This window comes from Paenibacillus sp. FSL K6-0108, assembly GCF_045040695.1.
In the GTDB taxonomy this organism is placed as follows: domain Bacteria; phylum Bacillota; class Bacilli; order Paenibacillales; family Paenibacillaceae; genus Paenibacillus; species Paenibacillus pabuli_B.
On the sequence record NZ_CP150288.1, the window covers coordinates 3,727,280 to 3,751,354 of the forward strand.

At 45.5% G+C, this 24,075-nt stretch carries 16 protein-coding genes; all 16 read left to right on the forward strand.

What is annotated here, in order from left to right:
• Positions 1-211 precede the first annotated feature (211 nt).
• Entirely contained in the window at positions 212-1,312 is a 1,101-nt protein-coding gene (locus MHB49_RS16930) for an AAA family ATPase (RefSeq protein WP_405156988.1), read from the forward strand.
• Positions 1,300-3,702, forward strand: a complete 2,403-nt coding sequence (locus MHB49_RS16935) for a DUF5682 family protein (protein ID WP_405156989.1) — start codon at positions 1,300-1,302, stop codon at positions 3,700-3,702. Before MHB49_RS16930 ends, MHB49_RS16935 begins: the two co-directional genes overlap by 13 nt.
• Positions 3,703-3,725: 23 nt before the next feature.
• A complete protein-coding gene (locus MHB49_RS16940; protein ID WP_405157154.1) occupies positions 3,726-4,877 on the forward strand; it encodes a VWA domain-containing protein in 1,152 nt (383 codons plus the stop codon).
• 93 nt (positions 4,878-4,970) lie between these two features.
• Positions 4,971-8,486, forward strand: a complete 3,516-nt coding sequence (locus tag MHB49_RS16945) for a DUF4132 domain-containing protein (protein WP_405156990.1) — start codon at positions 4,971-4,973, stop codon at positions 8,484-8,486.
• Between the two features lie 4 nt (positions 8,487-8,490).
• Positions 8,491-10,263: a hypothetical protein gene (locus MHB49_RS16950; RefSeq protein ID WP_405156991.1), complete on the forward strand. Its 1,773-nt coding sequence runs from the start codon at positions 8,491-8,493 to the stop codon at positions 10,261-10,263.
• On the forward strand, positions 10,250-10,528 hold the full coding sequence (locus MHB49_RS16955) for a hypothetical protein (protein ID WP_247897374.1): 279 nt from the start codon (positions 10,250-10,252) through the stop codon (positions 10,526-10,528). The genes MHB49_RS16950 and MHB49_RS16955 overlap by 14 nt, the downstream gene beginning before the upstream one ends.
• A gap of 167 nt (positions 10,529-10,695) precedes the next feature.
• Entirely contained in the window at positions 10,696-11,238 is a 543-nt protein-coding gene (locus MHB49_RS16960) for a sigma-70 family RNA polymerase sigma factor (protein ID WP_405156992.1), read from the forward strand.
• 17 nt (positions 11,239-11,255) lie between these two features.
• Positions 11,256-12,626, forward strand: coding sequence for a DUF4179 domain-containing protein (locus MHB49_RS16965; RefSeq protein WP_405156993.1), 1,371 nt, complete (start codon positions 11,256-11,258; stop codon positions 12,624-12,626).
• A 176-nt stretch (positions 12,627-12,802) separates the two neighbouring features.
• The gene (locus MHB49_RS16970; RefSeq protein WP_405156994.1) at positions 12,803-15,313 is read left to right on the forward strand and encodes a WG repeat-containing protein; all 2,511 of its coding nucleotides are present in this window, start codon (positions 12,803-12,805) and stop codon (positions 15,311-15,313) included.
• Positions 15,314-15,379: 66 nt separating this feature from the next.
• Positions 15,380-15,853 carry a hypothetical protein gene (locus MHB49_RS16975; RefSeq protein WP_405156995.1) on the forward strand — a complete coding sequence of 158 codons (474 nt, stop codon included), beginning with the start codon at positions 15,380-15,382 and terminating at the stop codon, positions 15,851-15,853.
• 189 nt (positions 15,854-16,042) lie between these two features.
• A complete protein-coding gene (locus MHB49_RS16980) occupies positions 16,043-16,441 on the forward strand; it encodes an RDD family protein (protein ID WP_405156996.1) in 399 nt (132 codons plus the stop codon).
• 319 nt (positions 16,442-16,760) lie between these two features.
• Entirely contained in the window at positions 16,761-18,386 is a 1,626-nt protein-coding gene (locus MHB49_RS16985) for an extracellular solute-binding protein (RefSeq protein ID WP_339843390.1), read from the forward strand.
• 56 nt (positions 18,387-18,442) lie between these two features.
• Complete coding sequence (locus tag MHB49_RS16990) at positions 18,443-19,366, forward strand: sugar ABC transporter permease (protein ID WP_072732961.1); 924 nt, start codon at positions 18,443-18,445, stop codon at positions 19,364-19,366.
• A gap of 10 nt (positions 19,367-19,376) precedes the next feature.
• Positions 19,377-20,258 (forward strand): carbohydrate ABC transporter permease, encoded by an 882-nt coding sequence (locus MHB49_RS16995; RefSeq protein ID WP_063563855.1) that lies wholly within the window; start codon positions 19,377-19,379, stop codon positions 20,256-20,258.
• Positions 20,259-20,359: 101 nt separating this feature from the next.
• On the forward strand, positions 20,360-21,418 hold the full coding sequence (locus tag MHB49_RS17000; protein WP_405157155.1) for a glycoside hydrolase family 88 protein: 1,059 nt from the start codon (positions 20,360-20,362) through the stop codon (positions 21,416-21,418).
• Between the two features lie 276 nt (positions 21,419-21,694).
• Positions 21,695-23,995: a helix-turn-helix domain-containing protein gene (locus MHB49_RS17005; protein WP_405156997.1), complete on the forward strand. Its 2,301-nt coding sequence runs from the start codon at positions 21,695-21,697 to the stop codon at positions 23,993-23,995.
• The last annotated feature ends 80 nt before the right edge of the window (positions 23,996-24,075 follow it).

Genomic DNA, 24,075 nt, shown 5'->3' on the forward strand with positions numbered 1-24,075 from the left:
AGGATTTACTTCTTATGCATTGGCACTGGTGCAGACGATGAAGCAATACACATTTGTGCTACGAACTATGTCCATGGGCTCATGAAGAATGCTGATAAGAAGGACGTTTCAACCATTTTTAACGATTTCTGCGTTCGTTGAAAGGCCGCTGTGATAAAATAGCACCAATAAGAACATACGATCTGTTTGCATGAGAGGAGAAATCTTGACGATGGAGATGCTCAAGCCACCCGCCGAGACATTATATGAGACAGAATTAAGAGCTCTGCGAGAGGAAGATACGGGAAAACGCCCTCCAAATTGGCTGCTGTCGCCAGTCTATGTCAGAGATTTTATTATTGGGAGGGATAAACCTGCAATCTTGGACGGAGAAGAGGTTCCCATTACACGAAAATATTATGGCAACGATGTACTGATTGAACGTGCAGTGGTGACTTTGGCAGGCAATCGGGGCTTAATGCTGGTAGGAGAACCCGGAACAGCCAAGACCATGCTCAGTGAATTGCTGACCGCAGCCATTTCCGGAACCAGCCTGAACACGATTCAGGGTACGGCAGGTACAACCGAAGACATGATTAAATATTCCTGGAATTATGCCATGCTGCTGGATAAAGGCCCGTCCGAAGCGGCGCTTGTACCCTCACCGTTGTATAACGGAATGAAGAAGGGGATTCTTACCCGTTTTGAGGAGATTACACGTTGCCCTGCTGAAGCACAGGATAGCCTGATCAGTATTCTCAGTGACAAGGTAATGAGTATTCCTGAACTGGACGGTGGTGTGCTGTTTGCCAAACCGGGGTTTAACGTTATTGCTACGGCGAACATTCGTGATAAGGGAGTCAATGAAATGAGTGGTGCGCTGAAGCGCCGTTTCAATTTTGAGACGATCAAACCGATCAGCAGTGTGAAAATGGAAGCCAAAATTATTGAATCTCAGGCTCGCAGCCTGTTATTACATAGCGGAATAGACACCGATATTAATTCGGATGTGGTTGAATTGCTGGCCACGACATTTATGGAGCTTCGCACGGGAATGACGCGGGAAGGTTACAAGCTGGATACGCCCCAAGCGTCCATGAGTACGGCTGAAGCCGTATCTGTATATGTACAGAGTGCAATGACTTCTTATTATTACGAAGACAAGGGAATCGCATTGGATCGGCTGGTGCAAAACATGTTGGGGACGATAGCGAAAGAAAGCGACAAGGATCTGTCCATCCTCAGAACCTACTTCTCCAAGGTCGTGAAGGAGCGGTCCAGAGAAGAGGGGATTTGGAAGGATTACTACGAGGAAAAGAAATGGATCGGTTAACAGGAAAAGCAGATCTGGATGTTGCCCAGTTACAGACGCTATTTGAGTCCGGGGTGTATAACCTGAACAACGGAACGGTTTATTTTCCCATACGCCATCATAGTCCAGCCTGTTCCTATCATTTGCTGCGATTGATTGAAGAATACAAGCCGGACATCATTCTAATCGAAGGCCCTGAGAGCGGCAATCCCTTACTTCAAGTTCTGGCTGATGAGGCGACCCTACCTCCTGTTAGTCTTTACTACACCTATGAGAGTGAGGAGGAGAGAGCGGCCTGTTATTATCCGATGCTTCGTTACTCTCCTGAATATGTAGCGCTGAAAGAAGCAGCTCGGCTGAGCATCCCTGCAACTTTTATCGATCTGGATTATCATCATTTCTCCAAGCCCAACAAGGCAGAACAGCGGGAAATTTCCATTCAAGATGAAACTTTGCTCGCAGGGTCTGAGTTTATTAACCGTTTATGTCAGAAAACAAACTGTCGAAGTTTCGATGAGTTGTGGGAGAACGTATTTGAGATTGGTGGTCTGGAGAAGTCAACACAGGCATTTGTACAGGATGTATTCACGTACTGTACCTTATCCCGGATGTGTTATTCAGCGGAGCGCTTGCACAGTACAGGGGATTTGGCAAGAGAAGCTCATATGAGAAGTCGTATCAAACAGGCTGGGCAGGAGCATGAACGTGTGCTTGTTATCACTGGCGGATTTCATACGTATGGACTCCTCAGTCCCGAGAATGATGAGACGAACTCAGAAGAGATGACGATGCAAGAGCATGCGAAGGCTCACCATTCGGTGCATCAGCAGATGTATCCCATGGTCTACACGTTTGCCGAAGCGGATCGGCTGAATGGGTATGCAAGCGGCATGCCTTACGTGAATTATTATGAACAGATCTGGACCCAGCTGCTTCTGCGAAAGAATTCCGTGTATAATTTGACCGCTTTGGACTTGTTATCCCGACTAACCCGCAAGCTGAGGGAAGGACATGAACATGTATCAACCAGCGACGCTATTGAGGCATACAGCATGGTTCAAGGGCTCGCAGGACTGAGAGGAAAAAGGGAAGGCGGAGTCTATGAGCTGATGGATGCAACACTTTCTTCCTTTGTTAAGGGTGAACTTACATTAGCTTCAGACAAACCAATACAAGAACTGCACAGATTGCTAACCGGGGATGTCATCGGAAAAGTGGCTCCCAACCCATTCAGTATTCCGATCGTTGAGGATTTCAAAGAACGTTGTACAGAGTCCAAACTTCAAATTCGTACTACAGGCCAACATAAGAAGGTACTTGATCTATACGCCAAACCTGATCATCGTCGGCAAAGTCAATTGTTTCAATGTATGGTCTATCTCGTTCCGGAGTTCGCGAAGCGACAATCGGGCCCGGATTGGATTGCACAGCGTGACATGAACCTTGTTCGGGAGACGTGGGTATATACCTATTCCTCCAGAATTGAGGCTCGATTGATTGAGAATTCACTCTATGGAGGCACAATTCGGGAAGCCGCTACGCGCAAGATGGAAGAAGAGATGCAGGGAATACCGGATCATCACAGCGGTGACCTTGCCAAATCCATGCTTCAGGCTCTGCTTATGGGTCTGCAGGATACCGCCATGAAGCTGTATGAACAAGTGAAGTCGGCGCTCCGGAAGGATGGGAATTTCCTGTCGTTGTGTGGAAGTCTGCATATTTTGAATCGAATTCAGCAGCATCGCAGACTTCTTGGGTTGTCTGAGGAACCGCAGCTCCTTCATCTCGTGTCTGAAGCTTATAACAATGCCGTTGACAAACTGATGCAGCTCTCAAGAACGAATCCGGATGAACATGAAGCGATTGTCCAGGGACTGAAGCTGCTTGCCATGCTGGCAGAATCGTCCGAAGATCATTTTCGGGATGATACCTTCCGGGCACACCTGGATGAACTTCTGTCAGACAGCCAGCTTCCGGCACAGCTGGAGGGGGTGTGTATTGCCATCTCTTCAGGACTTGGCGACAGACATAGAGAAGAGATCGTGGATCGGGCACGTGCATATATTCGGGGATCGCAGGAACAATCCCGGCAGACTGCACTTTATCTACAGGGCGTGTTCTCTGTAGCACGGGACGCTTTTTTGTATGAAGATCAGCTTTTATCAGAATTGAACTATATGATCGAGCAGCTTGATTATGAAGAGTTTATTCGCATGATTCCTGAGCTTCGTTTGGCGTTTACTTACTTTACCCCCATGGAGACAGGCCTGATTGCGGATCGGGTTGCGAGCTTGCATCAGGTAGAGAACGAAGAGATGTCATGGCCTTCCGTTGACGAGCGATTGCTGATCCAGACGAAAACATGGGATGAAGCCCTTCGGAAGGAGTTTGACGCATGGAAGCTGATCTGAATGAGCTGGATACAACCAAGGAAATGGTGAAAGAAAATGCTGAGCTGAATCGGGCAGAAACCTTAAACCGTTGGCGCCTTATTCTGGGTGAATCCGCCGAAGAAGGACTGTCCAATGCTGAAGACTTCTCCCCTGATGATTTTAAATATACCGAAGTCGATGAGATTCTCGGATATCTGTATAATCGCGAATACGGTGAAGAGCAGGGTTACAGAAAAGGAGGAGGACGAGGCCCTTCGGACTTGACCGTTCCCAGATGGCTCAATAAAGTCAGGGATTTGTTCCCGAAACCAACGGTGGAAATTCTGGAAAAGCAGGCGCTTGACCGGTATGGCCTGACGGAAATGTTAACGGACAAAAAGCTGCTGGAGTCACTCGAACCGAATATGAACCTGCTCAAAAATATTATGCAATTCAAAGGACGAATGAAAGGCGACGTATTAAAGAGCGCTAAAGAAATCGTACGAGTCGTGGTTGACGAGCTGCGACGTAAACTGGAATCTCAGACTAAAGCGAGTATTACGGGCAAACGCAGCCGATATGCATCCAGTTCGGTGCGTTCCTTGCGCAATCTGAATTTCAAGCAGACGATTACCAAGAACCTGAAGAACTATGACAAAAACCATCGCAGATTTGTCATTGATCGTCTATATTTTGACGGAAATATCCAGTCTCATAACAAGTGGGACATCATCATTGGTGTGGATGAGAGCGGAAGCATGCTGGATTCAGTGATATACAGTTCAGTCATGGCCAGCATTTTCTATCGCCTGAATGCACTGCGAACGAAATTGTTCATTTTTGACACACAGGTTGTCGATTTGAGTGACAGGCTGGAAGATCCGGTAGATGTGCTCATGAACGTACAGCTTGGCGGGGGAACCCATATAACCAAGGCGCTCCGTTATGGTGAGACGTTAATCGAAAATCCCGGTAAAACAATATATATTCTCGTTAGCGATTTGGAGGAGGGTTACCCGATCCAGCACATGTACAAGGCTTGCAAGGACATTTTGGATACGGGCTGCAAGTTGCTTGTGCTGACTGCCCTCGATTTTAACGGAGATACCGTGTACAACAAACATGCTGCCCAAACCTTATCCAATATGGGTGCACATGTAGCTGCGATTACGCCCAATGAGCTCGCTGATTGGATTGGCGAGATTATTACTTGAGCAGCGAACTGAATCGAACGATGTATCATGATGATTTAATTGATTGGTTATATTCAAGATCATTATAAATTAATATTCAAGGAGGAATGTGTCATGTTAACCGCAGATCGCACAGTAGAGGCTTTGGTGGAGAAGTTTGCAGAGGTGTGTTCCAAAGAATACTCATTAAAAACAGACCGGAGTTCGGAAATTATTGAATATGTTTTGGGAACAACGGAGAAGTTTCCTGACCTCATAGGAAATTCCAGCCATTATGCTTACCAGACGATAGAGGTACTTATGAAATTGGCCAAAAAAGATGACGGAGACATCTTTTTTCGAGCGGGAGCCATTGTAATTCATATGGAATCCAATTATTCCAGAAGGAATTCGTGGAGAACCGATGGTTTTACGCTCTGCCTTGGAAACGACTCGGAAGCCTATGGACTAAGCGGAAAGAGCAAAACCAATGATCGTATGGGCGGGTTGCTTTACAGGTTGGAGAAAATCAATCGCTTTGCTGGAGAGAAGGAAATTCTGGATGAATTAAAAAGCAGACTGAAGGGGAATTTCCACGATGTAATCAATGGAATGATACTCCTTCGACTCTATTCTGATCTCAATGATAGCCCTTCTCATCTTGCCCAGGTGCAACAATTCACTCAATCTTTGCCAGCATTGTTTCAACATGTGATGAACCATGATACAAGTAAGCTGCGGAACGAATTACATACATTGATTGAGCCACTGGTGGTTTGCAATTTTCAAACGAAACATAACAGATCTGCGTATGAATTGAATGATGAATTCCTCCGGGATAAGCATAATCAGGTTATAGCTGAGAACTATTCGGATACTTCACGTTCCAAAAAGGAACAACTCTCTTACAGTGAGTTCGACAAGACGATGATGCTTTTGAGCAATGCCTTGTTGTATTTAGTTAACATCAGTGGGGGAAAACAACGCTTCCTAGATGAAAACAGTGAGACTGGTCGTATTTTACTCGAAGCCATCAACCAATTGCATGAGATTTATCCACTTGAAGTTCGACGCTACTTGTTGAGCATGGACCAAAGAACGAAAAATGCCAATGAGCTGCTGTCAGGACTGGTTCCTCTGGATGAGCCATATCAGCTAATTGAAATGTTACGCAGTGAACTCGAATCGTACACTATACCATGGAAATTTCTACAATCGACTATTGTGTACGAACCACAGCAGGCCATTCGAGCATATCACATATTAAAACCCCCTTTCCTCAAATTGTGCATTCAAAAAATGCTGGAGGACCATGGCATGGCTGTGCCAGAGGTGGACGAAACGGTTGAACAAGCTGTGTTCAGTGCTCTTCGGCATCCATTAGATGGAGGAAGACAGGGGCTTGCGATTGCACGATATTTGAACGGGGAAAGTTCACTTGAAGAATACTGGGAAGATCCGAATAGTCGCGGATTGTTTAATAACCTGAATCGTGACAAAAAGCGCGTTCATAACTTGATCAGCATTAGTTTCCTGCCTTTGGATTCGGAGGCGATGCGTCGGTTCGTGATTCTCACCACGTATCCCGAGTGGACACTGGATATTGTCTCTGATATGTATCAATCTTACGCGTTTAGCGGAGAGAAGCTGTTGGAACGTTACGGCCAGGATCCAGAGGTGAAGCAAGAGAAATTGCTGTCCAGCCTGATCGCTCTCAACGGTATGACCGATTACAAGTACAAATCGATGCCCCAGGATGAATATCGCCGGATCATTCAGCAAAATCTGGACTTTGCTCTGGGGCAGTACAAGAAGCTGCCCACAGACACGCGCATCTTAATTTTGGAAATTACCTTTGAACAACGCCATGAACTTTCGACAAAACAAGTAGCCGAAGCAATTCGTGCCGGCTTGCAAGATTCATCCAAAAAAGCAAATGGCGTGGCGTTATCTGAGTTCAATCGCATTCCTGAGCAGGACTTATATACTACAATATACCGTTCAGAGAAAAAAGTGGGTGTGAAAGAAATGGCTCTCAATGCCATCCGCAGTTTGGATAATAGTAAGGATATATACCTTGAGCTTTTAAAGAGTGAAAAGTCTGCAGAGTGGAAAAACCTGATTCAAATTCTGCTGGACACTGCGGATCAAAGCCCGGAATATGCTCATTCGGCACTTGCAGAACAGGCAGATGCCAAAAAGCTGTCCAGATTAAGCTGGTTATCCTTGAACGAACTTCCTTCTCTGATGCGTTCAGAGGACGATCAACCCTTAGATGACCGAATCAAGCAATATATTTTGGTGCAATCAATAGATCATACATCTGCACCAAACGAGAGACTGAATGAACTACGTGAGTATGTAAGTGAGGAATCGTTGGCACGATTTGCTGGCGAGTTACTCCAGTTGTGGATTCAGGAGGGGGCTTCCGCGAAGGAGAAGTGGGTCATGTACCTCTCCGCACTCTTTGGTGATAATCAGATTGTGAATATTCTGGCTCCCCAAATTAAGGAATGGACGGAAAACAGTCGCGGCGCCATAGCAGCAGATGCTGTAAAAGTACTGGCCTATCTAAAAGAACCATCCGCACTGATGGCAATTGACAAGGTTAAACGCAGTGTGAAGAACCGTCAGGTTAAAGGTGCGGCTGAAGAAGCATTGCAGCTCGCAGCTGAGAATATGGGACTAACCTCGGAACAGCTTGAGGATCGACTGGTCACTACGCTTGGTTTTGATCAGAATGGAACGATGCAGCTGAGCTACGGGGAGCGTTCATTCCGGATTAAAGTGAGTGGGGATTTGCAGGTCTTGGTTGTCAACGAAGAAACGGGGAAATCAGTGAAGAGTCTGCCTGCCCCTGCACAGAAAGATGATGCTGATCTTGCAGCGAAGTCCAAGGCACGTTTCACTCAACTGAAAAAGGATCTTAAAACGATGGTTAACATCCAGTCGCAACGTCTGGAAGAATCGTTGTCCAAGCAGCGCCTGTGGTCTGCTGATGAATGGTCAGCACTGTTTGTACAAAATGTAATCATGCGGAAATTTGCTGTGGGTCTGATCTGGGGAACGTATGAAGAGGGTGAACTGCTCACAACCTTCCGTTATATGGAGGACGGCACGTTTAATACCGTCGATGAGGATGAATACAAGCTGCCTTCAGGTTCGCTGGTGGGACTGATTCATCCACTCGAACTGGACCATTCTACACTCGAAGGATGGAAAACACAGCTGGAGGATTACGAGATCAAGCAGCCGTTCGAGCAGTTGAACCGACAAATTCATGTGCCTGAGGATGAAGATAAAGACAAGGTTGAATACGATCGCTTGCCAGAGTCTGACTTCTCTCCAACGGCATTCCCCAAAGCGCTGGAAAAGTACGGCTGGATCAAAGGCCCCGCGCAGGATGGCGGCTGGTATCATGAATTTTACAAAGAGTATGGAGATCTTGTCGCAGAACTGCGGTTCAGCGGGACGAGTATTACGTATTATGAAGGGTTGGAAGATATTACGCTGGAATCGCTGCACTTCTTTAAACCTGGAAGTCAGAAACATTATTATTATGGCGACCATAAGTCCATTGCTTTGGGTGAAATTGCAGGTCGTGTGTTCAGTGAGACCATCTATGATATTTTAAGAGCGTCAGGACGTTGATCACGTGAGTGGATTTGAACAGAAGTTTCGGATGTTTTCGAAGCTGTGTACGGAGGATTATTTGATTCGATACGCCAACAAGGGATTGTACAAACGGTCTCTGAAAGAGTTGGATCAAGGCGTGACTGTGCAATTCACTTGGAATGAAGCCTCTGTGAGTTGTCAGTTGAGTGATGGTACACATTGTAAGCTTGAAAATACGCTCGATCATTGGGAATGCTCCTGTCCGGCGGACAATATTTGCAAACATGTATTGATTTCGATTTTGTATTATCAGCAGGAACATCAGACAGAAGATCCATTGAATCAGGGAGAAGAAGCGTCTTCAGCAGAGTTGATGCCTGCCACCGGTGTGGATGATCATGAGGAAGTCCACGATCTAATTGCACCCTCCCCGGTGACGGAATCCCGTTTCCGTTGGATGGTTGAATCGGATCTTGCTCCCTTGATTAAATCGTATAGTTCTTCCTTAATTGAAGAGGTATTGTTCCGATTAAGATATCCGGAGCAGATTGAAATATTGGAAGATTCTCTTCTAACGGTGCGTCTGGTGAAACAAGAAATTGAGGTTTCGTTTACAGAAGAAGCTAGTCTGGCTAAGGCCCTGTGCAAAGTAAAACAAACTGCCGGTAATATGGCCAAGCTTGAAGCGTTATTGCGGTATCGGATGCAGCAAGGTTTGGATGATACGGAAGCTATAAGTGGAAGAGTCCATGATGCCAAGTTTTCACTTCAAACGGTGCGGGAATGTCGTTCCATGCTGGCAGGTCTGCTCAAGACGGGGCTTGCCCGTCTACCACAATCATATATGGCTCAATTGGAGACACTGGCGATTGCGGCCCATAGTGGACATCTTCCCGACGTTGAGCGAGGTTTACGCGGGATTCAGGGAGAATTGCAACTGTTTTTTAACCGACATGTACGGTTCTCCATGCAATCCATACTTGATCGGATAAGCAAGTTGTATCTTGCATTACAGGTGCTTGAACAAGAGAAGGTATCTGCATTCAAACTAAGTCAGCTCATTGGCAGTTTTCGAAGTAAATACTATGCGGTACCCGAGTTGCATCTGTATGGATTGGGGGCTGATGCATGGGAGACACGCTCCGGGTACCGTGGAATCACTTATTACTTCTATTGTTTTGATGACGCGGAGATCTATACGTACAGCGATGTGCGGGCGGTATACTATGAAGATAATCAATTCTCGTATGCAGAGCATTACGGTTCCTTCACTCCATGGCTGCCTAATCTGACTTTTCGTCAATTTGCCGGGGAAGAGATGCAGTTTCGCTCGGTGAAAGTAAATGAAGAGCATAGGCTCTCCTCCGGGGAAGGTGCAAAACTGACATTGCTGCCCCGAACATCAGTAGAAGAGGTGAATCTGGGCAAGTACATGCAAGATGTAGCCACCGTACTCGCTGAGGATTTGCGTCCATTTGAGTTGTTTTCCGTTCCGCAAGAGCGACTGGCGATGATTAAGGTTGCCCGGGTTGTAGAGCATCGCTTCGATAAGCAATCGCAGGACCTTATTCTTACGATGGAGAGCGACCATGGCGAGACATTAGACCTGGCTCTACCTTATTCATCGGAATGGCAGACCATGATCAAACGGCTTGAATCGAATTATGGGGCAGGAACACTCGAACATTTCTATGCCTTTGTACGTATAGAGCAGCAACGGATATACCCGATCAGCTTCCTGAAGGGTCAGACGGTGATCAGTCTCAAACTGGATACGGGCTATGGAAGGACGAGAAGATTTGGAAGACTATAATCAGTTGATGCAGAAGATCAGCAGCTGGTCAGAAGAGCTGCTGCTTCGCGGATTATCTCAATTCACACTGAGAGATATTGAAGTGTTGGAACAGCTAATTGGGGAGACCTCAAGATTTCAAATGACTTTCCTTCGTGAGATGTTGGAACATATGATTGAAGAGGGTCGAAAAATTGCTTTGGGAAATGGCGATGAGGAGCTTATGCTGTTTCATTACTGCCGCATCACACAGTATGTGCAGCTGAGCATTCAGGAATCATCCTGAACCGATATACACAAAAAAGAATTGCAGAAGCGCGAGCCTCTGCAATTCTTTTATATTTATTGAGTAAATTGAGTTTTTGGATCGAATCTAATATAGAGTTGCGTTTTAATGGAGATATCCGTAGCTTACTAACTCGTATATCACTCTATATGGAAGGGAGGGTAAGCATGAAGGAAGATCAGATCAGGAAAGCAGTTGCAAGGCGTGACCATGAAGCTATGGAATGGGTGATGAATCAGTATGCCGGATTGTTGTGGAAAATTATTTATTCCATATTACATAATGCCTCAACAGAAGAAATCGAAGAATGCGTAGCAGACACGTTTTTTTCATTTTGGCAAAATCCACTTTCTTTCCAGCCCGAGCGCAGCAGTTTGAAAAATTATCTGGCAATCATTGCGAAGCATAAAGCCATTGATCGTTACCGGAAATGGAATCGTAGAAGTGAGATTGCATATGAGGAGAGCATTCATTTTGTTCAAACTGAGGACACTCTCTCTCAATTGCTCAGTATAGAAAGGTATCAAGAATTGGAAGAAGCTATTGAATCGTTTCCTGAACCTGACCGGGAGATTATGAAACGTCGATTTTATGAAGGTCAGAAGCCATTGGAAATTTCAGAAGCCTTGTCTTTGCACATCAGACAGGTCAATAACAAAATTTATCGTTCGAAACAGTGGTTGCGTAAGTGGTGGTTGCAGAAGAAATAGAGGAGGTGATACTCATATTGAATCCAGGAGATCATTTTACGGAACAGAATCTAACTAATATCAAGAAATTATTCCATGAGAAAGCGCGCCTTGAGGCAGATTCGCAATGTAATTCACAGAAGAAGAGCACACAACTAAATAAAAGAAGATCCCGTAAGTTAATCTATATCCCGATTGCCGCCATCCTGTCTTTAACTATTGTCACAGGTGCAGCAGCGGCCATGGGAGTAATTGATCTTTCAACTATTCTGCAATTTTTGAGTGGAGATCGAATCAACATTCTTCATCCGGTAAATAAGACCAGTGAAGATCAGGGCATACACATGCAGACTCTCGGTGCAGTTCGAGACGGCAGCACAACTGAAATATATGTGTCCCTCAAGGATTTAACTGAAGACCGGGTTAACGCTTCACTTGATGTATATGATTTTCATGTATCAGGTGGTCGTGCACATAACGCGCAGTTAGTACATTATGATGCTGCTGAGAAGACTGCGATTGTCCGATTTCTGGTTCAGGGAAAAAGGCTCAGCAATCGGATGAGCGTTCAGATCAGTTCTTTTTTATCAGGTGCACATAAAGAAGAGGATTATGATTCTGGACTCAATCTTTCAGAACTCCTGAGTAAGAAGCAGCAGAATGAAGTTGATACGCTTGATCCACTCGGAGACAGTATTAGCGGGTGGGGAGGTCCTTCCGCTCTGGAATTAAGTGAACAGGAATTCATTCATGTCCTTCGTCAGGATCAAACCCATATCAAGCTGCCTGGGATCGATTGGATGTACATATCCAATATAGGTTTCGTTGATGGAAAATTGCATATTCAGATTAATCCCGATGACGAGATGGGTAGATACAATCATGGTTATTTTTTCTTCACTGATGACCGAGGGAACAAGCAGGATATTCCTATGAATAGTGTCTCCTATGGCTCTTATATCAAAGGTGGTACTAGATACGGTGGGGATTATGAGGAGTATATTTTTGATATTTCAGATATCAGTCAACTCAATAATCTTCGGCTTAAAGGTGACTTTACCAGTTACGATCAGTTCGTTACGGGGAAATGGGAAACAACTTTTGATCTGAAACAGGATTCATTAAGTAAAACTGGAAAAGCAATTCTTACGCTGGATGAGGAAATACGTACAGAGATTGTAGTCTCCTCCCTGGGTATTACGCTCATGGGCAAAGGCGTCAATCAACTAAAGCCTGAGAATCTTCATATGGAACTCTATCTCAACGATGGCACAAGCATTCTTCCCAAATCGGGGTTCCTGAACATTGACGACAATTTGATGAAGTGGATATCACCTCAGACAGTACCCGTAAATGAAGTAAATTATCTGATGTTGAACGGACAGAAAGTGTTATTGCAGGATCCTTAAGGATGGTATAAAAAAATGGGCGGTCTTCACGACTGCTCTTTTTTTATAAGATTTTGCTATTCGCTTCACTTTCCAAAGGCAACGGTTATATTCGTTATATTCGCTCAGATGTCATATCCCCGCTTATGATGCATACCCATACATTAGGCGAATGCTGTCTTAAGGAGGAAACAGGCATGTCCATGAGCGAACCTCTGTTAACGCAAATTGTCAATCAACATATTCCGGCTGGCGCGACTGTCGTCACCATTGATAAACCGGTCAAACATCCGGCTATTTATGCTTCAGATTTAACCGGAGACGGAATGCCGGAGATTGCTGCTGTATATGAGCAGGGCGGTGAATTAATGCTGCTTGTTCTGAAATTTTACCAGGGTCACTGGATCAAGATGTCTTTGACGAAAGGCTTGGGTTATGGCGTTACCTTGTTGACAGCGGCATCGGTGACATCCACGGCGCGGAACAATCTCATTGTCGGCTGGCAGGTCGGTGCGATCTGGTCAAAGCTTGCTGTATACGATTGGACAGAATCAGGACTGACTGATCTCGCGCCAGAAGATTGGTATTACAGCCATGCGGAAATCATCGATATGCCAGGTCCTCACGGCAGAGATGGCAAAGTAGAAATTGCACTCTGGATTCATGATACAGGTGAAGCTTATCGGGTCGAGATCATCCGCTGGCAGAATGGTAATTGGGTGCCCGCAACAGATGTGTATCCATATTACTTTCCTAAGGTCGTACAGTATTATGAAAAATTGACTGAACACTATCCAGACTATACTTTCTATTGGTACTATCTTGCAGATGCCCAGTACAAGGCCGGATTATTTCCTGCCGCGCTCGTTTCGGTCCAACAAGCGTTAAGCTTCAATGAACCATACCCTTCGCGTGAAGCGCTGCTTGAGCTGGAAAAGAAGATTAGGCAAGCCATGGGCACAGAAGGGCCCCGTGAAACGACGTGGTTATTTCCGATATCGGTCAGAACGACAACTGGAACCCGGTGGGGTTATATGGATGCCCAAGGTCGTATTCGACTTGAACCGATCCTTGACGATGCCCAAGACTTTCAACGAAATGGCCGGGCTGTCGTAGTGAAAGACGGGAAGACTGGCATCATCAATCTTAACGGTCAATTTGTCGTTCAACCTGTATACGATTCCATTAATCCTTTTTCAGAAGGTCGGGCCATTGTCATTGATTCCCAAGGATTCAAGATGATTGATGAACAAGGCGCAGTATTGACCAAACGGGCATATCCGTTTATTGCCGATGTGAAGGACGGTCGAGCGTTTTTTTACCTTTCAGACAGCAGTCAGTCAGGCGGGGAAGTCAGTCGTTACGGTTATTTGGACACCTCTGGAAATGAGGTCATTCGGGCGCAGTTCGCTTCAGCAAACGATTTTCAGGATGGGAAGGCCGTTGTGCAGATCAAGGAAAATGAATATGCGTTAATTAACCGAAATGGTCAGCGACTGGCAACGTATCCATATGCCTATGTAGGTCCTCTGGGTAACGGATTACTTCCTTTTCAGAAAGAAGCATCAGGGAAATACGGTTATATCGACGAAAGTGGTCATATCCGGATTCAGCCGAGCTTCACTTCGGCATTTCCGTTCAGTGGTGGGTACGCTATTGTGAATACAGCGGAGGATTACAACTCCATCTATGGCGTTATTAATACACAGGGCACATTTACCATCCAACCCGCCTACAATGACATTCGAGACCTGGGTGAACATCGGCTGGCCTTGGGGCAAGCAATTGATCCCAAACAGTCTTTTCTAGGTTCGGTCTATGCAATTGCAGATGTCACTGGTAGAAAACTATCGGATTTTGTATATACGGACGTATCAAATTATAATGGAGGCCTGGCTTCAGTCACGAATGGATCACAAACGTTCTTTCTGGATCTTCATGGGCGACCTGCATCGGGATACCCACGTGTTGAAGGCTCGGGCATACTCGAATGGGTAGCTCCCGATCTGATCAAGGCGTATGTGGACCAGCGCGTATCCTATGTAAACCGAGCCGGGCAGATCATTTGGCGGCAAAATACAATCGTTCCGCTTCACCCGCCATATCGTGTACGGGAAGAGAAATATAAGCCAAACCCTGATTATCTCGTGTATTATCCGCAGGTGGAAGGGTTAACCGATCAAGCCGTTCAGCTTGCAGTAAACGCCAAGTTAAAGGCACTTTCCCAAGTGAAGCCAATCCCTGCGAATCAGAAGCTGGATTATACCTATACAGGGGATTTTGATATTACGTTCTACCAGCAGCAGTTGCTTCAACTTAAACTCACGGGTTATAACTACCCGGCTGGTGCAGCACATGGCATGCCGACGATGATCTATGCGATTATTAATCTGAGCAACGGCCAGATGTATGAACTCAAGGATTTATTTAAAGCGAACAGTGATTATGTGAAGGTGCTTAGCAAAATTGTAGGTGATCAGATCAAAAATGATCCGCAGTACTCTTATGTTTTTCCGGACACCTATGAGGGAATCAGCCCGGATCAGCCTTTTTTTGTTACAGCGGATGCACTGCATCTATACTTTAGCCCTTATGAAATTGCTCCTTATGTCGCGGGATTCCCGACATTTACGATTCCTTTTGCCCAGATCAAAGATATCATTAATACAGAGGGTTCATTCTGGAAAGCTTTTCACATGCAGCCTTAACCAATCCATATCACCCCCGTAACCTAATGCCTGCGAATGGTGTTTAGATACGGGAGGGGATTTTGAGTGTTGCTGAGTGCGGTTCAACGTTTTATGGTTTTGGGGATTGAGTTTGTTATCGTGATGCTGAGTGGTGTGGTCGCACTTGAATTTCTGGAAGGGTTCAAAATTGGAACAAGCGAGTATTATGGTTTGCGGAATGCGGGTCACATCTATTTTCTACTGATATTTATCACTTTTAGTCCATATGTATTCGCATTTTATACTGTAGTTGTAAGTCCACTTTCATGGCTTCTGCGTAAATATGTTCCTTTTGTTATTGCCAGGGTGCTTGTGTATAGTGTTGGCTGCGGGTTATTAGGTTCATGGGTATTTGAGCAGATGTTCAGTGACTACATGATCGAGTCGTATCATCTGAACCGAGCGACTTCAATCTGGATATTTGTGCTTGCGGGCGTGATATACGCCTTAGTAGAAAATAGGGTTATACAACGGTATAAGAGGCGAGCAGAGAACATCGGAATTTCCAATAAAGTTTGAGAAAGAGAAGGTGTTAGGATCACTCGAAGGGATTAAGTTACTTCCATAGGCTTCTCAACAACAGTTGAGGGGCCTTTCTTGTTTCCTTGAACAGGATGATTAAGAACATAATGGAATATTTTTCCGTTATACTACATGGATATGTGTATACATACATTCAACTAAAACCATAGGAAAGGAGACATTCATTTGAGAGAAGCAGGTTTTTGGATCAGATTTGGAGCAAACTTGTTAGATGGAATTATCGTTTCAATCCCTTTAGCCATTATTGTAGGTGTACTGACAGGAAATTTTGATAATGACGAGCCTTTAGCTAAACTACTGAGTGGATTATATTCCATTTTATTACCTGTATTATGGAGTGGCCGAACGATAGGAAAACGTATTTGCGGAATTCGAATTCGAAAATACGATACACATGAGCCCCCGGGAATTGGAACCATGCTGATGAGAGTTGTTGTTGCAGGACTGGTATATGGAATCACATTTGGCATTGGTTTCATTGCGAGTGTCATCATGGTTGCTGTACGAGAAGACAAACGTGCAATACATGATTTTATCGCAGGTACCGAAGTGGTCTGGGACTAAAAATGAGAAAGCGAGCTCTGGTGTAATATATTCGTGATATTCCAATTCACTCCTATTCACCCACGTGACAGACGATGAACCTTGTTCATGGTCTGTTTTTTGTGCTGTCATAAGTACAGTCAAAAACCCGCGCCAACACTGCAAAATCAAGACATTGCAGATAATGATATAGAGAATTCGTCTATCGTTTTGGCTAAATGATCATTTGGTTCTGACGAAATCAACATCTCATTTCATCTTTTGCGAATATCGCTGCCATGCGCTCTCCCTTAATCTGAGGTAGAGCACAGACATTCCCAAAAGGTGGAGGATAAGGTCCATGAGAAGAAAAGTGTTATCTACGAGTTTGATGATTCTGTTGTTAGGTACAACGATCCTGGGGTGTTCGTCCGGAGACAGTAAAACGGGCGATGCTGATAAAGGGACACCAAGCGGATCAACGGAAGCAACAACCTATCCAATTCAAACGGATAAGACGCTTACGTACTGGGGTGAAATTAACGGAAACTTGATCGGGGTCAAAAATTCGCACAGCGAAATTCCATTCTTTCAAAAATGGCAGGAAAAAACCGGCGTGCCACTCAAATTCACGGCACCACCGACAGGTCAGGTCAGAGAATCCTTTAACGTAATGCTGGCATCCGGGGATTTGCCAGACATGCTGGAGTACAATTTTATCGGAGATTTCCCTGGTGGACCGGAGAAAGCCATCAATGATGGTTATATCCTCAAGCTGAACGATCTGATTGACCAGTATGCTCCGAATCTGAAGAAATACCTGCAGGACAATCCGGACATCGACAAGATGGTCAAAACGGACAGTGGCAGCTACTATGTATTCCCGTTCATTCGGGGAGATGAGTATCTTCGTGTCTTCCAGGGACCCATCATTCGCAAGGATTGGCTGGATGAGCTAGGACTGCCTGTTCCGGAAACGATTGATGAGTGGACAACAACTCTGAGAGCTTTTAAAGAGAAAAAAGGCGCATCCGCTCCGTTCTCTGTTGTAAGTAAGCCTCGATTCTTTAACGATTCCGGTAATGGTGCTTTCCTGGGCGCCTTCGGTGTAAACCGCGGATTCTATCAGGAAGACGGACAGGTCAAATTTGGTCCTGCGGAAGAGGGTTTCAAAGAATACCTGACGTTATTCCAGGAATGGTACAAAGAAGGTTTGATTGATAAAAACATCTCGACAGCGGATACCAAATCCGTCGACGGTAACCTCGCTTCGGGTGCTACGGGCGCTAGTGTCGGTAACGCAGGCGGAGGTATCGGCAAATGGCAGCCGCTCGTAGAAGCAAATGATCCGGATGCCGTTCTGGTCGCCGCACCATATCCGGTGCTTAACAAAGGGGATATTCCTAAATTTGGCCAGCTTAACCAGGGTTATGCCTCGGAAGGTACGGTTGCAATCACGACGGCAGCCAAGGACCCGGAACTCGCCGTTCGTATGCTCGATTATGGCTACAGTGAGGAAGGGCACATGTTCTTCAACTTTGGTGAAGAAGGTGTCAGCTATAACATGGAAGGCGATTATCCGAAATTCACGGACTTGCTGCTGAAGAATCCAGATAAACTCGCTCCTGCACAAGCGATTTCACTATATGCCCGCAGCAGCTATAACGGTCCATTCGTTCAAGACAAACGTTATGCCGAGCAGTTCTTTGCATTACAGACTCAGCGTGATGCCATTGATGTATGGAAGAATACACAGGCCGCCAAATATAATCTGCCTTCAATCACACCTACACCTGAAGAAAGCTCCGAATACGCGACCATCATGAATGATATCAACACGCTCGTCGATGAGATGACCATCAAGATTATTCTGGGCAACGAACCGGTGGATCAATTCGAGAGTTATGTCGCGAAAATGAAATCGTTACATCTGGATCGAGCGATTGAAATCCAGACAGCAGCACTCGAACGCTACAACAACCGGTAATTGTAAAAGGGGAGGGCACTAGCCCTCCCGATTGAAAAGAGGTGAAAAGGTACATCATGAGCAATCGTCAATCCTTTAGAAGCCGGTTCGTGCGGGACTTCATGATGAACAAGTATTTATACATCATGATGATCCCCGTTATTGGATATTATTTAATATTTCATTACGGTCCGATGTACGGCGCAATTATTGCCTTTAAAGATTATTCTCCGATGAAGGGTATTTTGGGGAGTGATTGGGTTGGGCTGAAGCACTTTGAAGAGTTTTTTAACAGTTATTATTTCTTGCGTGTGCTGAAGAACACCCTTCTTATCAGTTTGTACACACTGGTCTTTGAATTCCCCGCACCAATTATTCTGGCGCTGCTCATCAATGAAGTACGCAAGCGCACATTCAAGCGGGTCGTTCAGACGATTACGTATATGCCTTATTTCATCTCTCTCGTCGTCATATGCGGTATTATTACAGACTTCACGAACGCGGATGGTTTAATCAACCGCCTGATCATGATGCTTGGATATGACGGTCAGGCGATGCTGCAAAAGCCTGAGCTGTTCCGTCCAATCTATGTCCTGTCTGAAATATGGCAGCGAATCGGTTGGGAATCCATTATCTATATTGCTGCGTTGATGAGCATCGACCTGGAGCAGTATGAAGCGGCGAAGATCGACGGAGCGAGCCGTCTCAAGCAAATGTTTCACATTACACTGCCCGGATTGCTGCCTATTATTACGATCATGTTCATTCTCCGGATGGGTAATATGCTGAATGTCGGGTTCGAGAAAATCATTCTCCTTTATAATCCGGTGACCTATGAAACAGCTGACGTTATCTCTTCCTTCGTATATCGAAAGGGATTGTTGGAGTTCGGATGGAGTTACAGCTCGGCAGTTGGTCTATTTAACTCGGTGATCAATCTCGTTCTTCTGATTTCGGCGAACTATATCAGCCGCAGAGTGAGTCAAAACAGCTTATGGTGAGGTGGTAACTTTGATTAAGGAAAGCGGTTGGTTTGACCGAATCTTTACGATCTTCAATTATACGTTTCTAATCCTGCTTGTCATCGTCACATTGTATCCGCTGCTCTACGTGTTATTCGCATCCTTAAGTGACTCGGCGCAGCTGTTAGCAAACAAAGGTCTCCTGTGGAAGCCGGTCGGCTTCAGTCTGGAAGCTTACAAGAGTGTACTTGCCAATCCAGGTATAGCCACAGGTTTCCGTAATACATTGTTTATTCTTGTGTTCGGCGTTATCGTCAACCTGTTCATGACTGCGCTTGGTGCATATGTGCTATCCCGTAAAAACGTGATGTGGAACAAGGTGTTCATGTTCTTTATCGTGTTCACGATGTTCTTTGGCGGCGGGTTGATTCCCCTGTATCTGGTCGTAAAAGGCGTTGGCCTGTTAGATACATTGTGGTCGACCATTCTGCCTTTTGCCATCAGCACGTTTAACCTGATCATCATGCGAACGTCATTTATGGGCATACCGGACAGCCTGGAAGAGTCGGCCAAGATTGATGGAGCGAATCACTTCACCATTTTGTTCCGTATTATTATCCCATTGTCTATGCCAGTCATTGCCGTGATGATTCTGTATTACGCGGTCGATAAGTGGAACGGGTGGTTCTATGCATCTGTATTTATCAAAAGCCGAGAACTGTTCCCACTGCAATTGGTGCTGCGTGAGATTCTGATCGCCAATTCCACGGAGAGCATGTCGGCCGGTGCATCGGCTGGGGATCGCTTCCAGATTGGGGAAACCATCAAGTATGCAACGATTATGGTAGCGACGATACCCATCCTGTGCATCTATCCGTTTTTGCAGCGCTTTTTCGTAAAAGGTGTCATGGTTGGTTCATTGAAAGGTTAAATCAAGTATTGAAGAACAGTAAGGAGGTATGAGGTTACATGAACGTATTAAATGAAGTGAACAAGGACGCATGGGATCAGATTAAAAGTAAAGCCGATCAGATGCTTGCAGCCATAGGTGATAAGTCTCCGCATGTCGCAGGAGCAAATGGCATCTATGACGACATGAGAATCGATTGGTGGACCTCGGGATTCTGGCCGGGCATATTATGGATTGTGTACGATATGACAGGTGATGAGAAATATAAAGAGGCTGCATGGAATTGGGATGAGCGACTATCGGAACGTTTTCTAGAAAACAACTACTTTGATCACGACGTGGGCTTTCATTTCCTGCCTACGGCTGTCATCAAATACAAGCTCACCGGAGATACCGATGCCGCAAGGCGTGCCTTATTTGCCGCCAACTTTCTGGCTGGCCGCTTCAATACCAAAGGCGGCTTCATCCGGGCTTGGAATGGAGACATGCTGGGCTGGTCGATCATCGACACCATGATGAACCTGTCATTGCTCTTCTGGGCGTCTGAGGAAAGTGGAGATCCTCGTTTCAGCCATATCGCCAAAGCTCATGCGGATATGGTCATGAAGCAATTTGTGCGGGAAGATGGTTCTGTGCATCACATCATTCGCTTTGATCCCGAGACAGGTGAACGTACAGAAGCGATAGGGGGTCAGGGAGCTGCGCCGGATTCGGCATGGAGTCGGGGAGCGGCGTGGGCTTTATATGGATTAACGAATACGTATCGGTATACAGAGGACCCGGCATATCTGGATGCTGCACAGCGTGTGGCGAACTTCTTCATTTCCAGCCTGCCTGAGGATAGCGTTCCGCATTGGGATTTCCGTGCTGAGCCCGAAGAAGGGGAGCATATCCCACGAGACAGCTCCGCTGGTGCCATTGCTTCTTCCGGATTGCTTGAGCTTGCAGATGTACTTCCTGATCCGGAAGGCAGACTCTATACTACCGTTGCCAAACGTATCCTGAGTTCCCTGCGGGATCATTATGGAACCTGGGATCTTCCTGAGCACGAAGGTATGCTTCTCGAGGGAACAGGTCATAAACCGGCAGGTCAGAACGTGAATGTCTCTCTTATATACGGTGACTATTTCTACGTCGAGGCGAGTGCAAAATTAAACGGTTGGAAGCATCGCATTTTCTAAAAAATGTATAAGAATATTCAAAAAACATTCTCCACTTGATACCGAATGCCCGATAGACGAAAGTAGTCTATTCGGGCTATTTGTGCTTGATTTGACGGGGGAAATCGGTGATTGCTATCCTTTTTGTCAATCGAATTGAACTTTTTATCTATATCCCAATCGCGCTCTGACCGTTATAATAAATTCCTGATCCAAACATAGATAATCTACGAAGAGTTGGGTGATGAGTTGTTGCTAAACATTCGATATTTGTGGCAAAAACGAGAAAGCATAATTGTGACCTGGCTTGTCTCTTACAGTGCTGTTTTGATTGTGCCGATTCTGATCAGTTTGGTTATTTACATGCAAGCAAATGAGACATTGAAGAGTGAAATACATCGGGCCAACGATTCTTTATTGAAGCAGATGCGATATACGATCGATACACAAGTTGATCTGATGAAACGGTTGAATATGGAGATGACGTGGAGCCCGAATCTGCAAACACTGATGTATTCCAATCAGCCGGCCAAAGAGGCGCCGTACACGGCTTACCAACTGGTAAAGGAACTCCGTCTTTATAAAACATCCTACGCATCCATCGATGAATTCTACGTCGTGTGGAAAAAAGACCAATCCATTCTCCGTTCAGGTAATATTCGGGATATGCGAACGGCATTTCATACCCTACATAACACAGGTGCAATGTCTTTCGAAGCGTGGCGGGACCAAATTCTGGGTGCAGAGACGAATCAATTCGTCATTCTGCCGCATCAGAACGCAGCTCCGGCGCAGTCTTCCATTGCGTACATTACACGTCTGCCTGATGATTTGAATGGTCAGGAGACCGGTACGGTGGTGGTCATGGCGGATACGCGAAGATTCCAGGAAGCAATTGAGAGCATTTCGGGTTTTAGTGATGCCACGCTGCTAATTCTGAACCAGAATAACGAGATTCTGATGAGCAATCATCCCGGGTCAGAGGAATTGAAGCCATTCATGAATGGCAATCAGGTTCAGTTGGATAACGCGAAGGTAGGCAAGTCAGAGATGTTTTACATGGACTCCGCGGTATCCGATCTGAAGTACGCATTGATTATTCCCAGCAGTCTGTATTGGGAAAAGGCAGTTTATGTCCGTAATTTTACGTATATCAGCATCGTAGTGAGTCTCATAAGTGCGGGTGTATTGACCTGGTTCTTCATGCGCCGGAATTACTCCCCAATCCAACAGCTCGTGGAATCACTAAAAGATAAAAATAGTCAGAATGAGCCTGCTGATCGGAATGAACTTCGGTTTATTCAGAAAGTCATCATGAACACACGTTCAGAAAAGAATGAGATTGCCCAGCAGTTGCAGAAACATCAGCAGGTGCTGCGCTCCAATATGATTAATCGGCTTCTGAAAGGCAAACAGGATACGCTTGTGCCTTATGAAGATGCATTCCGTTCCTTCCATATGCCGCTGTATTCAAATGAATTTGCTGTGATCCTATTCGTAATCGAAAATGAAGAAAATCTCTATGGAAAGCTGCCGGGAATTGATATCAACGAACGAAACAAATTGATCCATCTTATCATTTCCAATGTGGTTGAAGAACTGGCTTCAGAGCGTCAGCACGTCGGATATGTAGCGGAAGTTGATGATATGATGGTTTGCCTTGTAAATATGAAAGCGGATTCTTCGGATTGGAACCAGGATCTTCATCACATCGCGGCAGAAGCGCAGCGCTTCCTGGAGCTTTATGATATGGAACTGACGATCTCCATCAGCGGCCGCCATACGTCGTGGATTGGCATTGCCGAAGCATACCAGGAAGCAGTAGACGCGATGGAATACAAAATGGTGCTTGGCAAGAAAGGCATCATTACCTATGGCGATGTCCGCAGTGATGCGATGGCGGATGACCCGTTTGGCTACTACTATCCGCTTCAGGTGGAACAGCAGCTTCTTAATTTCATCAAAGCGGGAGATACCGACCAGGCCAGCGCTTATATGAACGAGATTACAGAGCGAAATTTTGATAAACCGATTATGTCGCTCACACTTGCACGTTGCCTGATTTTTAACCTGGTAGGTACGATGATCAAGGCCATCAATGATCTGGGGGACAGGGATAACCATACGCTAACCCAATACCCGCATCGGATTGAGAACATTATTGCCGGGGATACCATCCAGGAGATGCAGGAGGCTTTGCAGAACTTGCTTGAGGAGGTATGTTCCTATGCCGCTGACAAGCGCGCAACGAATGTATCACAAGAACGTGAGGATTCGCTGCGTCATCTCAGTACTCAAGTCACACAGTATATTGAGAGTAACTATACAGACGTGAATTTGAACGTCAACGCCATTGGTGAGCATTTTGAGCTGAAGGGCAGTTATTTGTCCAAACTCTTCAAGAATCAGACTGGTGAGGGTCTGCTGGACTGCATTCATAAGTGCCGTATCCGACAGGCTAAAGAAATGATGGAGCATAAACAGGAATCCATTACCGAAATATCCCGATTGGTCGGGTATAACGATGCGGCAACCTTCATCCGGGTATTCAAGAAATATGAAGGCATTACGCCCGGTAAATATAAAGAAATCAGTTAATTGATTTGAAAGGAGACCGGAACTTGAACGTAAAGAGGAAGTTGGCATTCATAACAAAGTTGACAGGATTCATCCTGCTG

Bases quoted from the DNA above. Each gene is read 5' to 3' on its own strand.
- MHB49_RS16945 (WP_405156990.1), top strand. From the start codon at position 4,971: ATGTTAACCGCAGATCGCACAGTAGAGGCTTTGGTGGAGAAGTTTGCA.
- MHB49_RS16935 (WP_405156989.1), top strand. From the start codon at position 1,300: ATGGATCGGTTAACAGGAAAAGCAGATCTGGATGTTGCCCAGTTACAG.
- MHB49_RS16940 (WP_405157154.1), top strand. From the start codon at position 3,726: ATGGTGAAAGAAAATGCTGAGCTGAATCGGGCAGAAACCTTAAACCGT.
- MHB49_RS16970 (WP_405156994.1), top strand. From the start codon at position 12,803: ATGTCCATGAGCGAACCTCTGTTAACGCAAATTGTCAATCAACATATT.
- MHB49_RS16985 (WP_339843390.1), top strand. From the start codon at position 16,761: ATGAGAAGAAAAGTGTTATCTACGAGTTTGATGATTCTGTTGTTAGGT.
- MHB49_RS16960 (WP_405156992.1), top strand. From the start codon at position 10,696: ATGAAGGAAGATCAGATCAGGAAAGCAGTTGCAAGGCGTGACCATGAA.
- MHB49_RS16930 (WP_405156988.1), top strand. From the start codon at position 212: ATGGAGATGCTCAAGCCACCCGCCGAGACATTATATGAGACAGAATTA.
- MHB49_RS17000 (WP_405157155.1), top strand. From the start codon at position 20,360: ATGCTTGCAGCCATAGGTGATAAGTCTCCGCATGTCGCAGGAGCAAAT.
- MHB49_RS16990 (WP_072732961.1), top strand. From the start codon at position 18,443: ATGAGCAATCGTCAATCCTTTAGAAGCCGGTTCGTGCGGGACTTCATG.